The sequence below is a fragment of the uncultured Chloroflexus sp. genome, assembly GCF_937129525.1.
Lineage (GTDB): Bacteria > Chloroflexota > Chloroflexia > Chloroflexales > Chloroflexaceae > Chloroflexus.
On record NZ_CAKZNK010000112.1, the window covers coordinates 72,650 to 90,235 of the forward strand.

Sequence of the window (17,586 nt, forward strand, 5' to 3'; positions counted from 1 at the left end):
ACATTGAACCAATGCCAGACAATGCGGCATTCAACGTCATGGTTTACCCATCGACTGCGCCAAATGTGTTTATCCACCAGGCAACGGAGTCGAATATAGTTAATAATCATACCTGTATCAATAGCCCGCTCACAAATAATAAACCGAATGCGCTTCTCTTCATCACGCCCAACTACAGCGCTGGCTCACTGTACAACCAGCATCCCACCAATGTCTTCTACGTCAGTGGCTTCTGGTGCATCGGCAACCAGAATGGCGAGCCAATGCCGGTCAGTATCGCCTTTAATGTTCTGGCGCTCGACGCCAGCGCCAGCGCATTTGTGCATCAGGCTGCAACACCTGTTTTGCAACAAACGGCAATCGATAACCCGCTGACAAACAACAACCCATTTCGCTACGTCTTCATCACTCAGAACTTTAATCCAGGCGGTTCCAGTGGCGTTTACAACCCAAACCACGTTGGAATCTACTACTCTGACGGCAAGATGCGTATCTTTAACCAAAATATAGCCTCAATGCCGGTCAATGCCGCCTTCAATGTGTTCGTTCCGGTATCGCAAGCGGCAGCCTTCGTTCACGTGGCGAACGCAAGTAACATTGAGGAAAACTATACATCAATCAATCAATCGTTGATCAACCACAACCGCCTTGCGATGATCTTCGTCACGCCCAACTGGAATCCGGGCGGCAGCGCCGGCGTCTACAACGATCATCCAATCGGTGTCTTCTATGACACCCTGACAAATCAATGGGCGATCTTCAACCAAAACCTGGCAACAATGCCGAACAATGCGGCATTCAACGTTTTGGCGCCTGAGCCAGGGATCAATGTGTTTTTGCAGAAGGTGACTTCAGCCAATAAATATGTGGATCATGTGACCGTCATTGATCATCCTTTAACCAACAATAATCCCAACGCGAAGCTCCTCGTCACGCCAAACTGGAACCCTGTTAACCCTGGCGTTTATAACAATGCCAACATCGGGGTTGCATATTCCAGCACGCTTTCCAAATGGTATATTTTCAATCAGGGTGTCGAAACGATGCCGCTAGATGCTTCATTCAACGTCATGGTATTGCCGTCTACGCCGGAAGCGTTCATTCACACTGCAACTGGAGCCAACACAGCGGCCAATGTCACTACGATAGACAATCCTGCCACCAATGGCAAGCGAGGCATGCTGGTCTTCATCACCTCGAACTATAACCCCGGCGGCGCCAGCACTGGCATTGATAACAATCGTGCCACTGGTGTTTACTGGTTTGACAACCGCTGGCGCATTTTCAACCAGAATCCTTTATCGTCTATGCCGACGAACGCTTCATTCAACGTGTACGTGGCGAGCAACACGGTCTTCATACCCTCAGTGCAACGCTAGGCCACGACCCAACCGATAGGTACCGGCTGGCCAACAGCGCACAGGTTTGCGAATTGGACGTTCGCGCCTGTGCGCTATGCGTTTGCGCTCAGCAGGCAGCGGCGCTGCATGTCTCGCGAATGGCGCTGCCTTATTGTCTTTAACCTGTACTAGGGGAAACCCCCTAATGCTGGCCTGGGAGTGATCCCCTGACATGTTTCAGGGTAGCAAGGATAGGCAAAAGCGCGTCGTGATGGTTCAATAGCTTCATCAGTATTGGGTTTTGCCATTGACACATGGAGGTGTGCCCGGCAGCGAAAGATCTCTGCGTAATGGCATTGTTCGCAATGGCGTTGCATTCGTATGCTCAAGGAGGACTGTAATGTCAAAGAAGACCCTGTGGTTTCTGTTGTCGTTGTTGACGGCGTTGACCTTCGCGCTGAGCGCATGCGGTAGCGGTGGCAGCGCGGGTGGCAACACTGGCGGTAGCGCGGGTGGCAGCGCGGGTGGCAGTAGCCAGCAACTCGCGGTCGGTATCGTCCTTCCCACTAAAGATGAACCCCGCTGGATTCAGGACGAAACTCGCTTCCGCGAAGCGCTCCAACAGGCTGGTTATCAGGTTGAAATCCTCTTCAGCCAGGGTTCATCGGCCAAAGAGAAAGAGAACGTTGAGGCGTTGATCGCCAAAGGTATCAAGGTATTGATCATCTGTCCGCACGATGGCACGGCTGCCGCCGCAGCGGCTGCCGCCGCAAAAGCCGCCGGCGTGAAGGTCATCTCCTACGATCGGCTGATTCGCGAGACCGATGCGGTTGACTATTACGTGACCTTCGACAGCATCGCCGTCGGCGCGCAGCAGGCTCAGTATCTGGTCGATAACGCTAGCGGTAGTGGCAATCCACTCTACCTCTATGCCGGCGCTGCCTCTGACAACAACGCTTTCCTCTTCTTCGAGGGCGCGTGGAAGGTGTTGCAACCCAAGATTGCCGATGGCACTTTTGTGATCAAGAACTCGAGCGAGGCGGTCGCGTTGCAGAACAAGGCCGATCTCACCCGCGACGAGATGGCCAGGATCATCGGTCAGATTACGACCAACTGGGACTTCAACACCGCCAAGAACCTTGCGGAAGCGAATCTGACCGCCGCAACTGCCGCCGATAAGGGCACGGTCTACATTCTGGCTCCCAACGATGGCACTGCGCGCGCTATCGCTGATGCCTTCGCCGCCGACAAAGATGTGACCAAATATTTCGTCACCGGCCAGGATGCCGAAAAGGCGTCGGTGCAGTACATTATCGATGGCCGCCAGTCGATGACGGTGTTCAAGGATGTGCGAACGCTGGTAAAAGACGCCATCAGCGCCGCTGTAGCCCTGCTTGAAAACAAGCAGCCTGACTCGCGCGGCTCCTACAACAACGGCAAGATCGACGTACCTGCCATTCAATCTCCGGTCGTAACGGTCAGCCGTGATAACGTTCGCGCTGCCCTGATCGACTCCGGTTACTACAGCGCCAGCGACTTCACTAACCTGCCGTAACCCTCGCATGCTCAGAGACAGGCCGGGATGCGATCCCGGTCTGTCTCTCCCAACCTGCCGTGTGGTATCATTCAGCATCTGGTTTTTCCCAATAAGAGGCGGTGTGTAATGGAAACCCCGATCCTGGAGATGCGCCAGATCACCAAGGAGTTTCCTGGAGTGCGCGCGCTCGACAATGTAACGTTCAGCGTCAAACGCGGCGAGATCCATTGTCTGGTGGGTGAAAATGGCGCAGGCAAGTCAACTCTGATGAAGGTGTTGAGCGGTGTCTATCCGTATGGCACTTACAGCGGTGAGATTTTGATTGATGGACAGCCGCAACGTTTCAGCGGCATTGCCGATAGCGAACGGGCCGGCATCGGTATCATCTATCAAGAGCTGGCTCTCGTGCCGGAAATGACCGTGTACGAAAACATCTTTCTCGGTCATGAGATCAATCGCAATGGCTTGATCGACTGGAACGAGACCATTCATCGCGCCGATGCGATGCTGCGCAAAGTTCGCCTGACAGTGAATCCGGCGACCAAAGTGCGCGATCTCGGAGTAGGCAAACAACAACTGGTTGAAATTGCCAAAGTATTGAGTCGCAACGTCAAGATTCTAATCCTCGACGAGCCAACTGCGGCTTTGAATGAAGATGACAGCGAAAATTTGTTGAATCTGTTGCGCGAATTGCGCGATCACGGCGTCACCTGCATTCTGATTTCCCACAAATTGAAAGAGGTGTTATCAATTGCCGATACGGTGACCGTGCTCCGCGATGGCAAGACCGTCTGTACCCTCGACGCGCATAAGGGTGAGGTGAGCGAGCAGGCCTTGATCCGCAACATGGTTGGGCGCGAAATCACGAACATCTACCCGCCGCGCTCGCATCGGCCCGGCGCTGATCCAATGCTGGCCCTGCGTAACTGGACGGTATACGCGCCAGAACTTGGGCGTTATATTTTGCGTGATGTGAACATCGAGGTGCGGCGCGGTGAAATTGTCGGCCTTGCCGGATTGATGGGCGCTGGCCGCACCGAGCTGGCGCTCAGTATGTTTGGCAATGCGCCGGGCTATCGGATTAGCGGCGAATTGTGGCTGAAGGGTAAACAACGCTGGTTTCGGCATCCGCAAGAGGCGATTGCTGCCGGAATGGCCTACGTCTCGGAAGATCGCAAGGCCAAAGGTCTCGTCCTGATTCAGGATGTGCGGCAGAATATCACGCTGGCCAATCTGCGCGCGCTGGCCCGCAACGGCATTATCGACCGCAACGCCGAGATTCAGGTCGCCGAAGAATACCGTCGTTCGCTCAACATCAAAACGCCAACCATCGAGCAGCAGGTCGTTAATCTGAGCGGTGGTAACCAGCAAAAAGTGTGCCTGGGGAAGTGGTTGTTCGTCCGGCCTGATGTGCTCATTCTCGATGAGCCAACCCGCGGCATCGATGTCGGCGCCAAATACGAAATCTACCAGCTCATGAACCGGCTGGTCGAAGATGGGATGAGCATCCTCATGATCTCGTCGGAATTGCCAGAAGTGCTGGGGATGAGCGACCGGGTGTATGTCGTGTCAGGCGGACGCATCAAAGGTGAGTTGCCCATTGAAGTGGCATCTCAGGAAAAGATCATGGAGCTGGCAGTCGATTACTGAATACGCAACGACTGCGCGCGATGCGACAACAACCTGTTGCTCGCAGCAGTATCTGTTCGTCGGGCACTGTTGCCCTGTTAATGACCCTGTTATCTCAACGGCGCGGAGGAGACAATGGCCACGCAGGCGATGTTCTTGAAAAATTTACAGCGAACATTAGGGCAGAATATTCGCCAATATGGTATGTTCATCGCCCTGTTCGTCATCATGATCATTTTCTCTATCACCACAAACGGCATCTTCATCTCATCCCGCAACTTGAGCAACCTGATCAACCAGACCGGCTATATCGCAGTGCTGGCGGTAGGCATGACGCTGGTGATCGTCATCCGCCATATCGATCTTTCCGTCGGATTCCTGGCCGGCTTTCTCGGCGCCGTGGCCGCGATTGCGCTCCGGTTCTGGGATTTGCCCACTATCGTGGTCGTGCCCATGGTGCTGGTCATGGGTGGGTTGGCCGGCCTGCTCACGGCATTGCCGGTCGCCGAACTCAAGATTCCGTCGTTCGTCGCCTCGCTGGCAGGCTGGCTGATCTATCGCGGCGCGCTACAACTGGTAACTGCCGGCACGGGTACCATCATCATCGAGGACGAAACATTCAATGCGATTGGCAACGGGTTCATTCCTGATCTGCCTGTTACGCTGATCCCAGGCTACCATACGCTTACCCTGCTGCTCGGCGCAATTGCGATTGGCGCTTTCATCTTCAGCGAAATTCGCAGCCGCAACAAGAAGCTGGCCTACAACTTCGAAGTATTACCCGCCGACATGTTTGCGCTCAAGCTGATCTTCATCTCAACGCTGATCGGCTTGCTGGCCTGGATTATGGCCGGCTACAACGGTCTGTCGTGGACGATGGTGATTGTGCTGGTCGTGGTAGCGATCTACCACTTCATCACGACCCAGACGGTGCTGGGCCGCCATATCTACGCCGTCGGCGGCAATCCCGAAGCCGCTGAATTGAGTGGGATCAGTGTCAAGCGCATTACCTACATCGTCTTCGCCTCGATGGGCATGCTGGCAGCATTGTCCGGCATCTTGTTCGCTTCACGCCTCCGCTCGGCCACGACTACCGCCGGTACCCTCTTCGAACTCGACGCGATTGCCGCCGCCTACATCGGTGGCGTCTCGGCAGCCGGCGGCGTCGGGAACGTTATCGGCTCGATCATCGGCGCGCTGGTGTATGTGTCGCTTACGAGCGGTATGAACCTGATGGGCATCGATATTGCCTATCAATACATTGTGCGCGGTCTGGTGCTGGTCGCGGCGGTAATCTTCGATGTCACTACGCGCCGCCGCGGACGCGCCGGCTAGACGCTGACCATTCTCGGGTGAGGCGCGTTAAGAACAACCCGTCAGCCAGACATTTTGAGCAGTATTTGTTATCATCTCATCGCGAGCAGGAGCCAACCCTCCTGCTCGCAATTTCTCCTTGTATCCATCACCTGCCTGATTTGCTCATCCGCGATTCTTCAGCGATAATAATCCGCATCGCAACCTGATACAGGCAACTTCTGGCCTTCGAGGCATTGCGTCGTATGGTTGAGGATGGGCAATGGGGATCACCCGCGTCGTGTTGGCCGATGACCATGACGTTGTGCGCGCCGGTCTGCGCACTGCGCTGGCCGGTCTTGCGGATTTCGAGGTGGTCGGCGAGGCTGCCAACGGGCCGCAATTACTCGCTGCGCTGGCGCAACATCAACCCGATCTGCTGGTTGTGGATGTGGCAATGCCCGAGTTCGACCCGATTGCGACCATTCGCCATATTCATGCCACCTATCCCGCGCTGAAGATCCTGGTCGTGAGCGCGTATGACGATCAATCGTATGTGATCGGACTGCTGGCTGCCGGTGTCAACGGCTATCATCTCAAAGATCAACCGCTCAGTGACCTGCAACTGGCCGTGCAACGAATCATGGCCGGCGGTAACTGGATCTCCAGCCCTCTGCTGAGCCGATTGATCCAGGTTGCGCCACAATTGCGCTCCTCGCCGATCAGTCTCACCCGTCGCCAGCGCGACCTCTTGCGCCTGATCGCGCAAGGCTATGACAACCGCCGCATGGCGCAAGAGATGGATCTTAGCGTCAAGACGATTGAAAATCACCTCACAGCCTTGTACCGCGCGCTCAATGTAAGCAGTCGCCTCGAAGCCTATCAGTTCGTTCTTCATCACCCCGAATTGCTGGCCGAGTCGGGGCATGAAGCGGCGCAAAGCCGCGAGCCAGCTATCGGCGCCACCGTGTTGACCGTCTTGATCATCGACGACAACGACCGCTACCGCGCCCAACTCAAGCGCATGGTTGGCAAGGCTTGCGCCGAGGCTCGCCTTTACGAGGCCGAAGATTGTCACGCCGCGATGAGCCTGCTGCGTCAAGTCACGCCCGATCTGGTCTTCGTTGATGTTATTCTGAATGATGGCGATGGGATCCAATGCCTGCGCCGGATCAAGCAGGTTGCGCCGGAAACGCGCGTAATCTTGATAAGCGCATATCCCGACCGCGAGTTTCGTCGCCTCGGCTTAGAGGCCGGAGCACTGGTCTTTCTCGATAAGAAAGATCTCGATGCTGCGACCGTCCGACAAGTGATCGAGGATGGGCTGCGGCGAAAACGGTGATAACTGCGCCATTTACCGCAATCTTGCGACGCGTCTCCGCCGCAACAACGCCCGCTCCACTACCCGACACCAATCCCTTCGACCGGAAAGGGGGCCGGATTGGGGATCTCGACTCGCACTTCCAGGCCACCCCATGCCGACCGCCCAAAGTGCAGCGTCCCCCGCAACAGCGAGACTCGTTCGCTTATGCTGATCAACCCAAAATGCTTCCGCTCAGCCAGACCGGTCAGATCCGGCGGCATCTCCATGCCACGTCCATTGTCGGCCAGGCGTAGCATCACTCCCCCTGCCGATGTGCGCCGCACCTCAAGCTGCACCCGCGTGGCGCCAGCATGCTTGCGCACGTTACTCAGACCCTCTTGGGCGATGCGGAATACAGTCAGCTCGATCGTCTCTGACCAGCGCTCCAGCGGTTCAGCCAGATTGAGTTCAACGGCAATCCCGGTTTGCTCACTCCATTGACCCACCAGCGAGCGCAAAGCCGCTGCCAGCCCATGGCTATCGAGCGTAGGAGGGCGCAGATCGCTGCACATCTGGCGCAACATCGCCACAACATCACGAATCCCGCGCCGAATATTCTGTAACTCGTTCAGGACGCTGGCTTGCTCAATCTCCTCCTCGATGTGCTCGATCTGATAGTTGAAGCTGAGCAGATCTTGAATCACCTGATCGTGCAATTCGCGCGCCAGCGCTTTGCGCTCGGCTTCGCGTTCGACAATCAACCGGTGATTGGCCTCTTGCAGCGCCTGGTTAAGCTGATCAAGCGCAGCCATCTGATCTTGCAGGCGTCGCACCAGTTCGCGATTGAGCGTATCCTGTTCGGCGAGATTGTCCTGGAGCTGGAGTTGCTGCTGCCGTAACGCTTCAGCTTGCTGCTGCGCCTGATAGTAATTTTCAAATGCCCAGATCAGCGGCGTCACCCGTTCCTGCCGCACTGAACCAACCATTAGCTCAACAATTTCGCGCGGTGTCGTGCTGGCCGTGGCGCGCAGCGCGGCCTGGCGGCCCTGGTAGAGCACCAGCACACGATCGGTAATGGTGAAGATCAGATTGAGATCATCACTGCTGAGAATAATCCCGGTGCCGCCGCCAGCCAGTTCACGCAGATGCTGCAAAACAAGCTGTTGCCGGGCAAAACTCAGCATCGAGAGCGCCTCATCGAGGATTAACAGCCGCGCTGGTCGCGCAAACGCCCGTATGAGCGCAACCAGTTGACGCTCTTCATCGGTCAGCTCGCCGGCGCGTTGATGCGCCAGACTGCGCGGCAACGCAAACCGATCCAGCCACTGATAGGCAACCGTCGCCATTGCAGCCAGATCAAGTCGTTGTCGGCCCCGCTCACGACCCAGGAAGATATTCGCCAGCACCGGCATTACATCAACCAGCAACGGCGTCTGGGGCACAAACTCGATCCCGCGCCGTTGCGCCGCCTGCGCCGTCCATGTCATCGGCGCACCCGCCAGCCACACCTCGCCGCTGGTAGGTGGGTATATTCCTGCCAGTGTCTGCAAGAGCACCGACTTGCCGGCGCTGCGCAAGCCAACGACACCCACTATTTCGCCGGGGTACAGATCGAAATTGATCCCGCTCAAGATGGGCTTGGCCGCGAAAAAGGTATGAAGTTCGCGCGCGCTCAGCAATGGGAGCATAGGCGCAACTCCCCAGGTGTTCGTGCCGATTGTTAACCTTACCTATCGCTATCGCGCGCAACCGATCCCGACCTGCGCGCAACGGTAGACTCGTCTTGCGATCAGACCGGGCGATTGCCGCTTCCTGCCTGCATCAAGAGCGAACAAGACAGTGCCCGGCGAGCCGCTCAACGCGCGCGCGGGAGATGCAACACCAGATGTTCAAGCGCCAGTTGCGGATTGACATTTTCGCGCAGTTGTTGACCGGTCATCACAATTTGCTGCCAGAAAGCCAGCGCCTCTGCCGGCTTCACCTGCCGCGCCAGCGCCGCCAATTCGGCCCGCCGATCAACGTTGGTTACCGCTTCATCACAACCAGCAGCAACATACACGACATCGCGCCACCAGCTCTGCCACAACTCAAGCCATGCCAGCACCGTCTCTTGCTCGCCCGCGCGATATTCTTTGGCTCGCTGCTCGGCCCACTGTAGACCGGCGCTCAAATCCTGCTCGCGCAGCGCGATCAACGCGGCCAGTTGCTCGCGGCGAGCCGCCTGCGCCGTCTCATCGGCCAGCATCGTGATGGCCCATCCCACCCGACCGCCACTCCAGGCAGCCAGTTCAACGGCCCGCTCTGGCGTTGCCCCGCGCGCGCGCAACGCTGCTGCCACCTGCTCGCGCGACAACGGGCGCAATCGCAACACTCGACAACGCGAGACAATCGTCGGCAGCAACTCGTTGCTATGCGCTACCAGCAACAGAGTCGCAAACTCCGGTGGCTCCTCAAGAGTCTTGAGCATCGCATTGGCCGCTTCTTCGCTGAGGCGTTCAGCATCGCGCAAAATCAACACCCGCCGCGCTGCTTCATACGGACGCAAGGCCAGATCACGCTGCCACTCACGAATCGTCGCGATCTTCAACTCTTTCTGTCGCGCTGCTTCATCAGCCTTCGCCGCCGCTGCCTGTGTCTCCATACCTGCCACCCGCACATCGGGATGATTACCCCGCTCAACCCGGCGACACGTCCGACATTGCAAGCAGGGATCGCCGGTCTGCCGCTCACAGGTCAAGGCCTGTGCCATACGCAAAGCCAGCAACGACTTACCTATCCCCGGCGGCCCGGTGAACAGGTAGGCATGCGCGACTCGATTGGCGCGGATATTGCTGCGCAACTGGGCAATTGCCCACTCGTGACCGTCCACATTCCACATACCGGCACCGTAACCAGGGCACTTTTGATTAGAAGCGATCCGGTGCGTATCAGATCATCAACCCGAGTCAGGGCGCGGCGCGAAATGCCAGCACGGCATTGACTCCACCAAACCCAAACGAATTCGACATTGCCACCTGTAAGTCGGCTCGACGGGCGACATTTGGCACATAATCAAGATCGCATTCCGGGTCGGGATGTTCAAGATTAATCGTCGGCGGAATCAGGCCATGATGCAAGGCGAGGATCGTAGCCACCGCCTCGACAGCGCCAGCAGCTCCGGTAAGATGGCCGATCATCGACTTAATCGAACTGATCGGCACACTATACGCATATTCACCGAACACATGCTTGATAGCTCGCGTCTCGGCAATATCACCTGCCGGCGTGCCGGTCGCATGCGCATTGATGTAATCAACCTGTTGCGGATCCAGACGGGCTTGCTTGAGCGCTCGCCACATTGCCAGCGCTGCCCCTTCCCCATTGGGATCAGGCGCGGTAACATGGTAGGCGTCAGCCGATACGCCATAGCCGATCAATTCAGCCAGAATCGGCGCGCCGCGCCGCTGGGCGCTGCTCAACCGTTCCAGCACCAGCACTGCCGCTCCTTCACCGGGCACAAAGCCGTCACGCCAGGCATCGAACGGACGCGAGGCTCGGGTCGGCTCATCGTTGCTGCGCGTACTCAGCGCGCGCAACACGCAAAACGCGCCCAAACTGAGCGCCGTGATAGGCGCTTCAGCGCCACCGGCCAGCATCACTTCGGCATCACCGCGTCGAATCACCTCAGCCGCTTCGCCAATCGCCTGCGCTCCTGCCGCGCATGCCGTGCAGATCGAGGTCGTATATCCGCGCAGACCGAGCTGAATCGCAACCTGACTCGACGGCATATTGGGCAATGCCGCCGGAATGAAGAATGGGCTGATCTTCATCCCGCCACGCCGGATTAACGTCGCTGCCGCCTGCTCGACATCGGGCATCGACGTAGTGCCACTGGCGATCAGCACACCGATTTCATCTCGCGCCATCCGCTCAATCGGCAAGCGGGCATGCTCTACGGCCATCCGCGCCGCTGCGACCGCCATCTGGCCGGCGCGCGACATCCGCCGCGCCTCTTTGGCATCCATAAAGGCCTGCGGCTCAAAATCGTTGACCTGGCCTGCAAGCTGGCAAGGGTAATCGCTCGGGTCGAAAAAGGTGATCCGCCCAATGGCGCTTCGTCCAGCCGTCAACCCCGACCAGAACGGCTCAATTCCAACCCCAAATGGCGAGATAACCCCTATGCCGGTGACAACAATCCGTTGATCGGGCGGCTGTTGGTCGGTTGCTGCCATTTGTGGTTCGACCACCGGCTCGTCGGCCAGCACCTCGGCCAGCAATGCTTCGATCTGGGCTTCAATGGCTTCGTCCGGCACATGCTCTCGCACGAGACCGAGCAGTTCGGCCCGCAACGCTGCGCGCCGATCCAATGCTCGCGGGGTCATGACTTCCTCCCTGCATTTCAACCATTCAAGCGTTGAATTATACCATGCGCCTGCCCTGGCTGTGGTATCATACTCGCCGGATAAACGGCAGGAAACGTTGCTCAGAGCCATCAACACGTCATACGCGCCTGACAGCCTGCGCCTCTCGCCCTTTGCGACCGGCAAGCGGAAACGTTGGTCACGAGCGACCGGATCAGGCAAGCTGGCAATCCATTGCGGCCCGGACGCAACGAACATGCCATCATCACATGCGCATTCTGATCCTGGCCTGAGCGTGTCTCGTTTCCTGCGCGTAAGCAGCACACCCTGACAGTCAAACCGATAACTGGTAATCTATGATGCGACCAAAGTTCTGGCTACTCCTCAATGTTGCCGCCACGGAGTCAGTATGATGCCCGTTTTGCCCGGTCTCATTCGGCCCGAGATCGCCGATCTCGAAGCCTACACCCCCATCGTACCACTTGAGGTACTGGCTGAACGCCTCGGTCTGCCGGTTGAGCGCATCGTCAAACTCGATGCTAATGAAAATCCTTACGGCCCTGCGCCGGCAGCGCTGACTGCCTTGCAGCAAACTGCCAGCTATCATATCTATCCCGATCCCGAACAGACCGCGCTGCGCGTTGCTCTGTCTACCTACACCGGGCGGCCTGCAACCGAGATTCTTTGCGGGGCCGGCGCCGATGAATTGATCGATTTGATCATGCGCCTCATCGTCAGTCCCGGCGATGCCATTATCGATTGCCCGCCAACCTTCGGCATGTACCGATTTGACGCTGGCATCTGCGCTGGACGGGTGATCAGTGTGCCGCGTCGCCCTGACTTCAGCCTCGATCTGCCCGCTATCGAGCAGGCCGCAGCTCAGGGCGCCAAAGCCATTTTCCTTACCGCTCCTAACAATCCAACCGGTAACCCGCTGCCCCGCGCCGATTTACTGCGCGTCCTCGCGCTCCCACTCCTGGTGGTGGTTGACGAGGCTTATGTCGAGTTTGCCGAACCGGGCAGACCGCCAATTGGCGCCAGCGACCTCCTCGATCAATACGCCAACCTGGCCATTTTGCGCACCTTCAGCAAATGGGCCGGTCTGGCCGGTCTGCGGGTCGGTTACGGTCTCTTTCCGCACTGGCTGATCGAACAACTCTGGAAGATCAAGCAACCGTACAATGTCTCCGTTGCCGCTCAAGCGGCTGCGATTGCCTCGCTAACCGCAGTGACTGAGCTGCATCAACGGGTACAGGCTATCGTTGCCGAACGCGAACGACTCTTCGCCCGCCTGAGCGAGTTCCCGTTTCTGACCCCCTTCCCCAGTGTTGCCAACTTCATCCTCTGTCGGGTCGAAGGGCGTGACGCGCGTGAACTCAAGCTGGCTCTCGAACAGCGTGGTGTGCTGGTGCGTCACTACCGCACCCCTCTCCTCGATGGCTACATTCGCATCAGTGTTGGCACGCCAGACCAGACCGACGCTCTTCTCACAACCCTCGCTGAGGTGACCCGATGACTGCATCGCTTGAACGCATGTTGACATTCGCTCGCCAGATCGCCGCCGAGGCCGGCCAGATCACGCTGCGCTACTTTCAGCAGGGCGTGACCGTTGAACATAAAGCTGATGAGTCGCCAGTGACGATTGCTGACCGGGAAGCGGAACGTTACCTGCGCGCCGCCATTGCCGCCGCCTATCCCGATCATGCCATACTGGGCGAAGAAGACGGTCTCACCGGTAGCGAGCAGGCTACCTACCGTTGGGTGCTCGATCCCATCGACGGCACGAAAAGCTTTGTCCGGGGCGTGCCGCTCTACGGGGTGTTGATCGGGTTACTCCGCGAAGGCGAACCGGTGCTTGGCGTGATCTACATTCCCGCTCTGAATGAGATGGTCGCTGCTGCGCAAGGCCTGGGCTGCGCATGGAACGGTCAGCCGTGCCGCGTCTCAACGGTTTCATCACTGAGCGAAAGCCTCGTGGTTGGCACCATCGCCCACGGCTACGAGCAGTATGGCCGGGCTGCTGCCTTTCAACGCATTCTTTCCCGCGCCCGATTATTTCGCACCTGGGGCGACTGCTACGGCTATGTGCTGGTCGCGACCGGGCGCGCTGAAGTCGCGCTTGATCCGGCAATGAACGTGTGGGATGCCGCCGCGCTGCTGCCCATTTTGACCGAAGCCGGCGGCACGTATACCGACTGGAAAGGCCAATCAACTATCTACAATGGAGAAGGTATCGGCAGTAACCGCCACGTACTGCCTGAATTGTTAGCAGTGATTGCCAGCGAGGAGTGATCGGAATGAATGCCAACGAATATCAACACCTGGCGCTGCGCACCCTGGCAGACGGGCTATCTTCTCGGGAACGCCTGATCAATGCTGCGCTTGGTCTTAACGGCGAAGCCGGCGAGTTTGCCGATACGGTAAAGAAACATCTCTTCCACGGCCATCCGCTCGATCGCGATGCCCTGATCAAAGAGTTGGGCGATGTGCTTTGGTATGTGGCTCTCGCCTGCGATACGCTCGATCTGTCAATGGAAGCTGTTATGGCGGCCAATATCGACAAGTTGCGCCGCCGCTACCCGGAGGGATTCAGCAGTGAGCGAAGTCAACAGCGCAGCGAGTAACATCCGTCGCGCAACTGTCGAGCGCATAACCGGCGAGACGAGCATCTCGCTCACTCTTGCCATCGACGGTAGCGGACAGGTTGATGTGCAGACCGGAATCGGGTTTCTTGACCATATGCTGACTCTCTGGGCGCGGCATGGCTTGTTTGATCTTACTGTGCGCGCTCACGGCGATCTCCACGTTGATGAACATCATACCGCCGAAGATGTATGCATCTGCCTGGGGCGCGCTCTTGATCAGGCCCTTGGCGCTCGCGCCGGGATTGTCCGCACCGCCCATAGCTTTGTGCCGATGGATGAAGCGCTGGCTATGGTAGCGATTGACCTGGGTGGACGCCCCTACTGTGTCGTGCAGGCCGATTTTGCCACGCCACGAGTCGGCCAGCTCAGCACCGATCTCATCGCGCACCTCTTCGAGAGCATCGCCTTCAACGGTCGCTGCAATCTGCACGCGCAAGTCTTCTACGGACGCAATGACCATCACAAGATCGAGGCCTTATTCAAAGCGCTTGGCCGCGCGCTTGACGCTGCGACCCGGTTTGATCCTCGTCTCGGTGGCGCGATACCCAGCACAAAGGGTGTATTATGATCGGGTTTGTGGCTGCCGCAGTGCTTAGCTTCGTGCCAGCGTTCATCTACGCCGCCATTGCCTACTGGCTTGACCGGTTTGAAAAAGAGCCGCGCCGATTGCTCTTCGGCGCTTTCCTCTGGGGAGCTTTCATCGCCACCCTGGGCGCGATTGTCTGGACTGGACTGGCGCAGGCCTCGCTGGCAATTTTTATCGGCGAAGCCACGGCTGAAGTTGCCGGCACCACGTTGCTCGCGCCGCTAGTGGAAGAGAGTCTCAAGGGCATTGCCGTCGTGATCATCATGCTTGCGTTCCCCGAAGAGTTTGACTCGCGTCTCGACGGGATGCTCTACGCGGCTATCACTGCGCTCGGCTTCGCCGCCACCGAAAATCTGCTCTACCTCTACTTCTTCGGCTATGCCGAAGGCGGGATGGGGGGCCTGTTGACCCTCTTCGTCCTGCGGGTTGTCCTGGGTGGCTGGAGTCACGCCGTCTACACTGCCTGGATCGGATTGGGGCTGGCAATGTTCCGGCTCCATCCCAATCGGATCGTTCGGCTGGTCTCACCCGCTGCCGGCTGGTTACTCGCCGTCTGCCTCCACGCGCTCCACAATACCATGGCCGTCTTCCTCGCCGGCGAACTCGGCATCACCGGCCTCGGTTTGACCTTACTGGTCGATTGGTCGTCGTGGGTGGTGGTATTGGGATTGGTGATCTGGGAAATCCGGCGCGAGCAGCAACACATTGCTACCTACCTCGCCGAAGAGGTTGCTGCCGGGATCATCTCACCGGCCCATTACGCCGCGGCAAAATCGTTCAGCGGTCAGTTCCGCAATCGGCTTCGCAGCGTGGCCGCAAGCCGTTTTTACGAAGCTTGCGCCGAACTTGCGCATAAAAAGCATCATCTGGCTACCGGTGTCGGCAATCGGCGCGACACGATTGCGCGCATCCATCAGCTTCGCGCTGAAATTGCCCGCCTGGCGCCACAGGTATAACAGCAACGTTCTCTGGTCATCGCTAGAGAGAAAACGATAGCCGGATCGCTTTCTACCAGATCGTGCCCATCTCTAACTGTTTGCGAGGAAAGAGGAAAAACTAACGCAGAGCATATCACACTACACGATATTGACCGGAGAGAGAGATACACTCCATCGTGTAGCTGCAAGAGAGATTTAACCGATCCAGCGAATGGCCCACCGACGTGAGCAGGTTGCGCTCACTGACCAAGATGCTCGGCGATGCGATGGCGCGTGCGCCGGTACGAGCGGTGCGACAACTCAAGGAGCAATCGCTGTTCGGCCTGTACTCGTCGCCGCTCCTCTTCACACTGCTCGGTATGCGCAATCGCTGCTTGCAACTCGGCAGCCACCGCCTGAAGCTCCGCCATCGCCTGATCGACGAACAGCGGTTGGGGTTGGATCAGGCTCAATACTGCTGCCAGTCGCCGCAGGCTATTGAGCAAATCGGTCGCGGTCAGCGCGCCAGCCGCCGAGTCAGGCTCGAAGAGAGGCAGGTAAGGAGCATCAGCGCCGGCAAAATCCAACACTTGTCGGCGAACAGCGGCATACAATCGCTGCGCGCGCACTTCACACTCCCAGCGCTGCGCCAGTGCCGCCCGCCACGCAGCCAGCGTCGTCGCGCTCTGCTCTTGTTGCTCAACCAGAATCGCTCGCAGTTGTAAATGATGCGCCAATTCCTCTTCGGCAAAAGGCACCCGGTTACGCAGTTGATCGAGCAGTGTGATGATCTGATTGAGAGGATCCAGGAGTGGTGTTTGCAGAGTAATAGCAGTCACCTCAGACCTCACGACATATAAAGCGGCGGAATTGCACTACCAATAATCGTAATCGAACGGCAAAAGAGTTTCCATAGTACAACAGGTTGATTTTCGGTTAGGACTACCCTGCGCGCGCGGTAGTACCGTGCATCCAGTAATGCGCAGTGATCGTCAAACCTGTAGCAAAGATGCGTTGCATGCTACAATACTGCCAGATTGCCGGCAGAAAGGAGTGAACGATGGGACTGCTCGATCAGTTAAGCAAAACCATTGCCCAGGTAAGTGACCGGGCTAAATTTGAGGCCGAAAAGTTTCAAAAGACTACCCGGTTGCAGGGTGAAATTAATGAGTTGAGGCGCCAGATTGATCAGAAATTGATGGAATTGGGCCAGCGCGCTTACGACCTGCAACGCGCCGGTCATATTCATGCTCCCTCACTGGCCGAATTAGCTGCCGCAGTTGAACAGCTCCGCAATGCGCTTGTCACTCGCGAAGAAGATCTCAAGCAGGCCCAGAACGAGGTGTATGTCGAGCCAGCTCCGGTAACGCCACCAACACAACCAACCGTGCAATCGGTGCCGATCAGCGAAGCGCCGCCGGCGCAGGCTGGCCCCAAGACCTGCCAGCAGTGCGGATTCCAGATGCCGGCTACCGCCATTTTCTGCCCAAGCTGTGGCGTGCGCGTGGGATGAAACCCTGTTACCGTGAACAGATCGAGCGCGAAACGCCGTCGCTGTTTCGCGCTCTGTTTCGCCTGTATCAACACTGCGCGCGTCAATCGAGCAGGACACAGTTCAAAGTTCCTCCCCGCGCGCGATAGCCTGCAAACGATGACCGTCACATAAACCTGTCGGCGCCGGAAAGATCTTCGTCGGCGTTTGTATTACTTTCACCTGATACTATCGAAAGCGCTGAGATGGTTCGCGGTGCGATCCATAACACCGCAGACAGGTTGATGAAGGTTCTTATCGTAAACTATTAACACCATGCGAGCAGCGGAAGATAGTACCTCCCCGCCCGCGCCACCACGCCCTACCGCTGCCTGACCCGCTCGCCTCCTCCGACCGGCCCGCGCCACCACGCCCCGCCGCTGCCTGACCCGCTCGCCTCCTCCGACCGGCCCGCGCCACCACGCCCTACCGCTGCCTGACCCGCTCGCCTCCTCCGACCGGCCC

15 protein-coding genes are annotated in these 17,586 nt (G+C 57.9%); 11 read left to right on the forward strand and 4 right to left on the reverse strand.

Going from position 1 to position 17,586, the window contains the following annotated elements; translation table 11 throughout:
• Positions 1-11: 11 nt before the first annotated feature.
• The 5 genes from Q0650_RS14520 (at position 12) to Q0650_RS14540 (ending at position 7,141) form a co-directional block, all read left to right on the forward strand.
• Entirely contained in the window at positions 12-1,379 is a 1,368-nt protein-coding gene (locus Q0650_RS14520; RefSeq protein ID WP_298820180.1) for a hypothetical protein, read from the forward strand.
• 361 nt (positions 1,380-1,740) lie between these two features.
• Positions 1,741-2,895 (forward strand): sugar ABC transporter substrate-binding protein, encoded by a 1,155-nt coding sequence (locus Q0650_RS14525; protein ID WP_298820181.1) that lies wholly within the window; start codon positions 1,741-1,743, stop codon positions 2,893-2,895.
• Between the two features lie 108 nt (positions 2,896-3,003).
• Positions 3,004-4,527: an ATP-binding cassette domain-containing protein gene (locus tag Q0650_RS14530; RefSeq protein WP_298820182.1), complete on the forward strand. Its 1,524-nt coding sequence runs from the start codon at positions 3,004-3,006 to the stop codon at positions 4,525-4,527.
• 114 nt (positions 4,528-4,641) lie between these two features.
• Positions 4,642-5,841, forward strand: a complete 1,200-nt coding sequence (locus Q0650_RS14535; RefSeq protein WP_298820184.1) for a sugar ABC transporter permease — start codon at positions 4,642-4,644, stop codon at positions 5,839-5,841.
• Positions 5,842-6,082: 241 nt separating this feature from the next.
• Positions 6,083-7,141 (forward strand): response regulator transcription factor, encoded by a 1,059-nt coding sequence (locus Q0650_RS14540; RefSeq protein WP_298820186.1) that lies wholly within the window; start codon positions 6,083-6,085, stop codon positions 7,139-7,141.
• A 59-nt stretch (positions 7,142-7,200) separates the two neighbouring features.
• Here Q0650_RS14540 and Q0650_RS14545 read toward each other — a convergent pair whose 3' ends face one another.
• The 3 genes from Q0650_RS14545 to fabF form a co-directional block, all read right to left on the reverse strand.
• On the reverse strand, positions 7,201-8,790 hold the full coding sequence (locus Q0650_RS14545; RefSeq protein ID WP_298820188.1) for an ATP-binding cassette domain-containing protein: 1,590 nt from the start codon (positions 8,788-8,790) through the stop codon (positions 7,201-7,203).
• Between the two features lie 167 nt (positions 8,791-8,957).
• A complete protein-coding gene (gene holB, locus Q0650_RS14550; RefSeq protein ID WP_298820189.1) occupies positions 8,958-9,980 on the reverse strand; it encodes a DNA polymerase III subunit delta' in 1,023 nt (340 codons plus the stop codon).
• Between the two features lie 67 nt (positions 9,981-10,047).
• The gene (gene fabF / locus Q0650_RS14555) at positions 10,048-11,463 is read right to left on the reverse strand and encodes a beta-ketoacyl-ACP synthase II (protein ID WP_298820190.1); all 1,416 of its coding nucleotides are present in this window, start codon (positions 11,461-11,463) and stop codon (positions 10,048-10,050) included.
• Positions 11,464-11,851: 388 nt separating this feature from the next.
• Between fabF and hisC the strand changes: the two genes are divergently transcribed.
• Genes hisC through Q0650_RS14580 form a run of 5 tightly spaced genes read left to right on the forward strand, consistent with a single transcriptional unit; the run spans position 11,852 to position 15,629 of the window.
• On the forward strand, positions 11,852-12,958 hold the full coding sequence (gene hisC / locus Q0650_RS14560) for a histidinol-phosphate transaminase (RefSeq protein WP_298820191.1): 1,107 nt from the start codon (positions 11,852-11,854) through the stop codon (positions 12,956-12,958).
• Positions 12,955-13,734, forward strand: coding sequence for a histidinol-phosphatase (hisN, locus tag Q0650_RS14565; RefSeq protein WP_298820192.1), 780 nt, complete (start codon positions 12,955-12,957; stop codon positions 13,732-13,734). Before hisC ends, hisN begins: the two co-directional genes overlap by 4 nt.
• Before the next feature lie 5 nt (positions 13,735-13,739).
• The gene (locus Q0650_RS14570; protein WP_298820194.1) at positions 13,740-14,066 is read left to right on the forward strand and encodes a nucleoside triphosphate pyrophosphohydrolase family protein; all 327 of its coding nucleotides are present in this window, start codon (positions 13,740-13,742) and stop codon (positions 14,064-14,066) included.
• On the forward strand, positions 14,038-14,655 hold the full coding sequence (gene hisB / locus Q0650_RS14575) for an imidazoleglycerol-phosphate dehydratase HisB (protein ID WP_298820196.1): 618 nt from the start codon (positions 14,038-14,040) through the stop codon (positions 14,653-14,655). Before Q0650_RS14570 ends, hisB begins: the two co-directional genes overlap by 29 nt.
• A complete protein-coding gene (locus tag Q0650_RS14580; protein WP_298820199.1) occupies positions 14,652-15,629 on the forward strand; it encodes a PrsW family intramembrane metalloprotease in 978 nt (325 codons plus the stop codon). The genes hisB and Q0650_RS14580 overlap by 4 nt, the downstream gene beginning before the upstream one ends.
• Before the next feature lie 221 nt (positions 15,630-15,850).
• On the opposite strand, the gene Q0650_RS14585 is transcribed toward Q0650_RS14580, so the two are convergent.
• Complete coding sequence (locus Q0650_RS14585; RefSeq protein WP_298820200.1) at positions 15,851-16,429, reverse strand: hypothetical protein; 579 nt, start codon at positions 16,427-16,429, stop codon at positions 15,851-15,853.
• 221 nt (positions 16,430-16,650) lie between these two features.
• Here Q0650_RS14585 and Q0650_RS14590 point away from each other — a divergent pair, with 221 nt between their 5' ends.
• Positions 16,651-17,103, forward strand: a complete 453-nt coding sequence (locus Q0650_RS14590; RefSeq protein WP_298820201.1) for a zinc-ribbon domain-containing protein — start codon at positions 16,651-16,653, stop codon at positions 17,101-17,103.
• Positions 17,104-17,586 lie beyond the last annotated feature (483 nt).

What these genes read in the sequence shown, in the direction of transcription:
- Q0650_RS14535 (WP_298820184.1), top strand. Translation starts at nt 4,642, where the DNA reads ATGGCCACGCAGGCGATGTTCTTGAAAAATTTACAGCGAACATTAGGG.
- Q0650_RS14590 (WP_298820201.1), top strand. Translation starts at nt 16,651, where the DNA reads ATGGGACTGCTCGATCAGTTAAGCAAAACCATTGCCCAGGTAAGTGAC.
- hisC (WP_298820191.1), top strand. Translation starts at nt 11,852, where the DNA reads ATGATGCCCGTTTTGCCCGGTCTCATTCGGCCCGAGATCGCCGATCTC.
- Q0650_RS14520 (WP_298820180.1), top strand. Translation starts at nt 12, where the DNA reads ATGCCAGACAATGCGGCATTCAACGTCATGGTTTACCCATCGACTGCG.
- Q0650_RS14540 (WP_298820186.1), top strand. Translation starts at nt 6,083, where the DNA reads ATGGGGATCACCCGCGTCGTGTTGGCCGATGACCATGACGTTGTGCGC.
- Q0650_RS14545 (WP_298820188.1), bottom strand. Translation starts at nt 8,790, where the DNA reads ATGCTCCCATTGCTGAGCGCGCGCGAACTTCATACCTTTTTCGCGGCC.
- holB (WP_298820189.1), bottom strand. Translation starts at nt 9,980, where the DNA reads ATGTGGAATGTGGACGGTCACGAGTGGGCAATTGCCCAGTTGCGCAGC.
- Q0650_RS14525 (WP_298820181.1), top strand. Translation starts at nt 1,741, where the DNA reads ATGTCAAAGAAGACCCTGTGGTTTCTGTTGTCGTTGTTGACGGCGTTG.
- Q0650_RS14570 (WP_298820194.1), top strand. Translation starts at nt 13,740, where the DNA reads ATGAATGCCAACGAATATCAACACCTGGCGCTGCGCACCCTGGCAGAC.
- fabF (WP_298820190.1), bottom strand. Translation starts at nt 11,463, where the DNA reads ATGACCCCGCGAGCATTGGATCGGCGCGCAGCGTTGCGGGCCGAACTG.
- Q0650_RS14580 (WP_298820199.1), top strand. Translation starts at nt 14,652, where the DNA reads ATGATCGGGTTTGTGGCTGCCGCAGTGCTTAGCTTCGTGCCAGCGTTC.
- hisN (WP_298820192.1), top strand. Translation starts at nt 12,955, where the DNA reads ATGACTGCATCGCTTGAACGCATGTTGACATTCGCTCGCCAGATCGCC.
- Q0650_RS14530 (WP_298820182.1), top strand. Translation starts at nt 3,004, where the DNA reads ATGGAAACCCCGATCCTGGAGATGCGCCAGATCACCAAGGAGTTTCCT.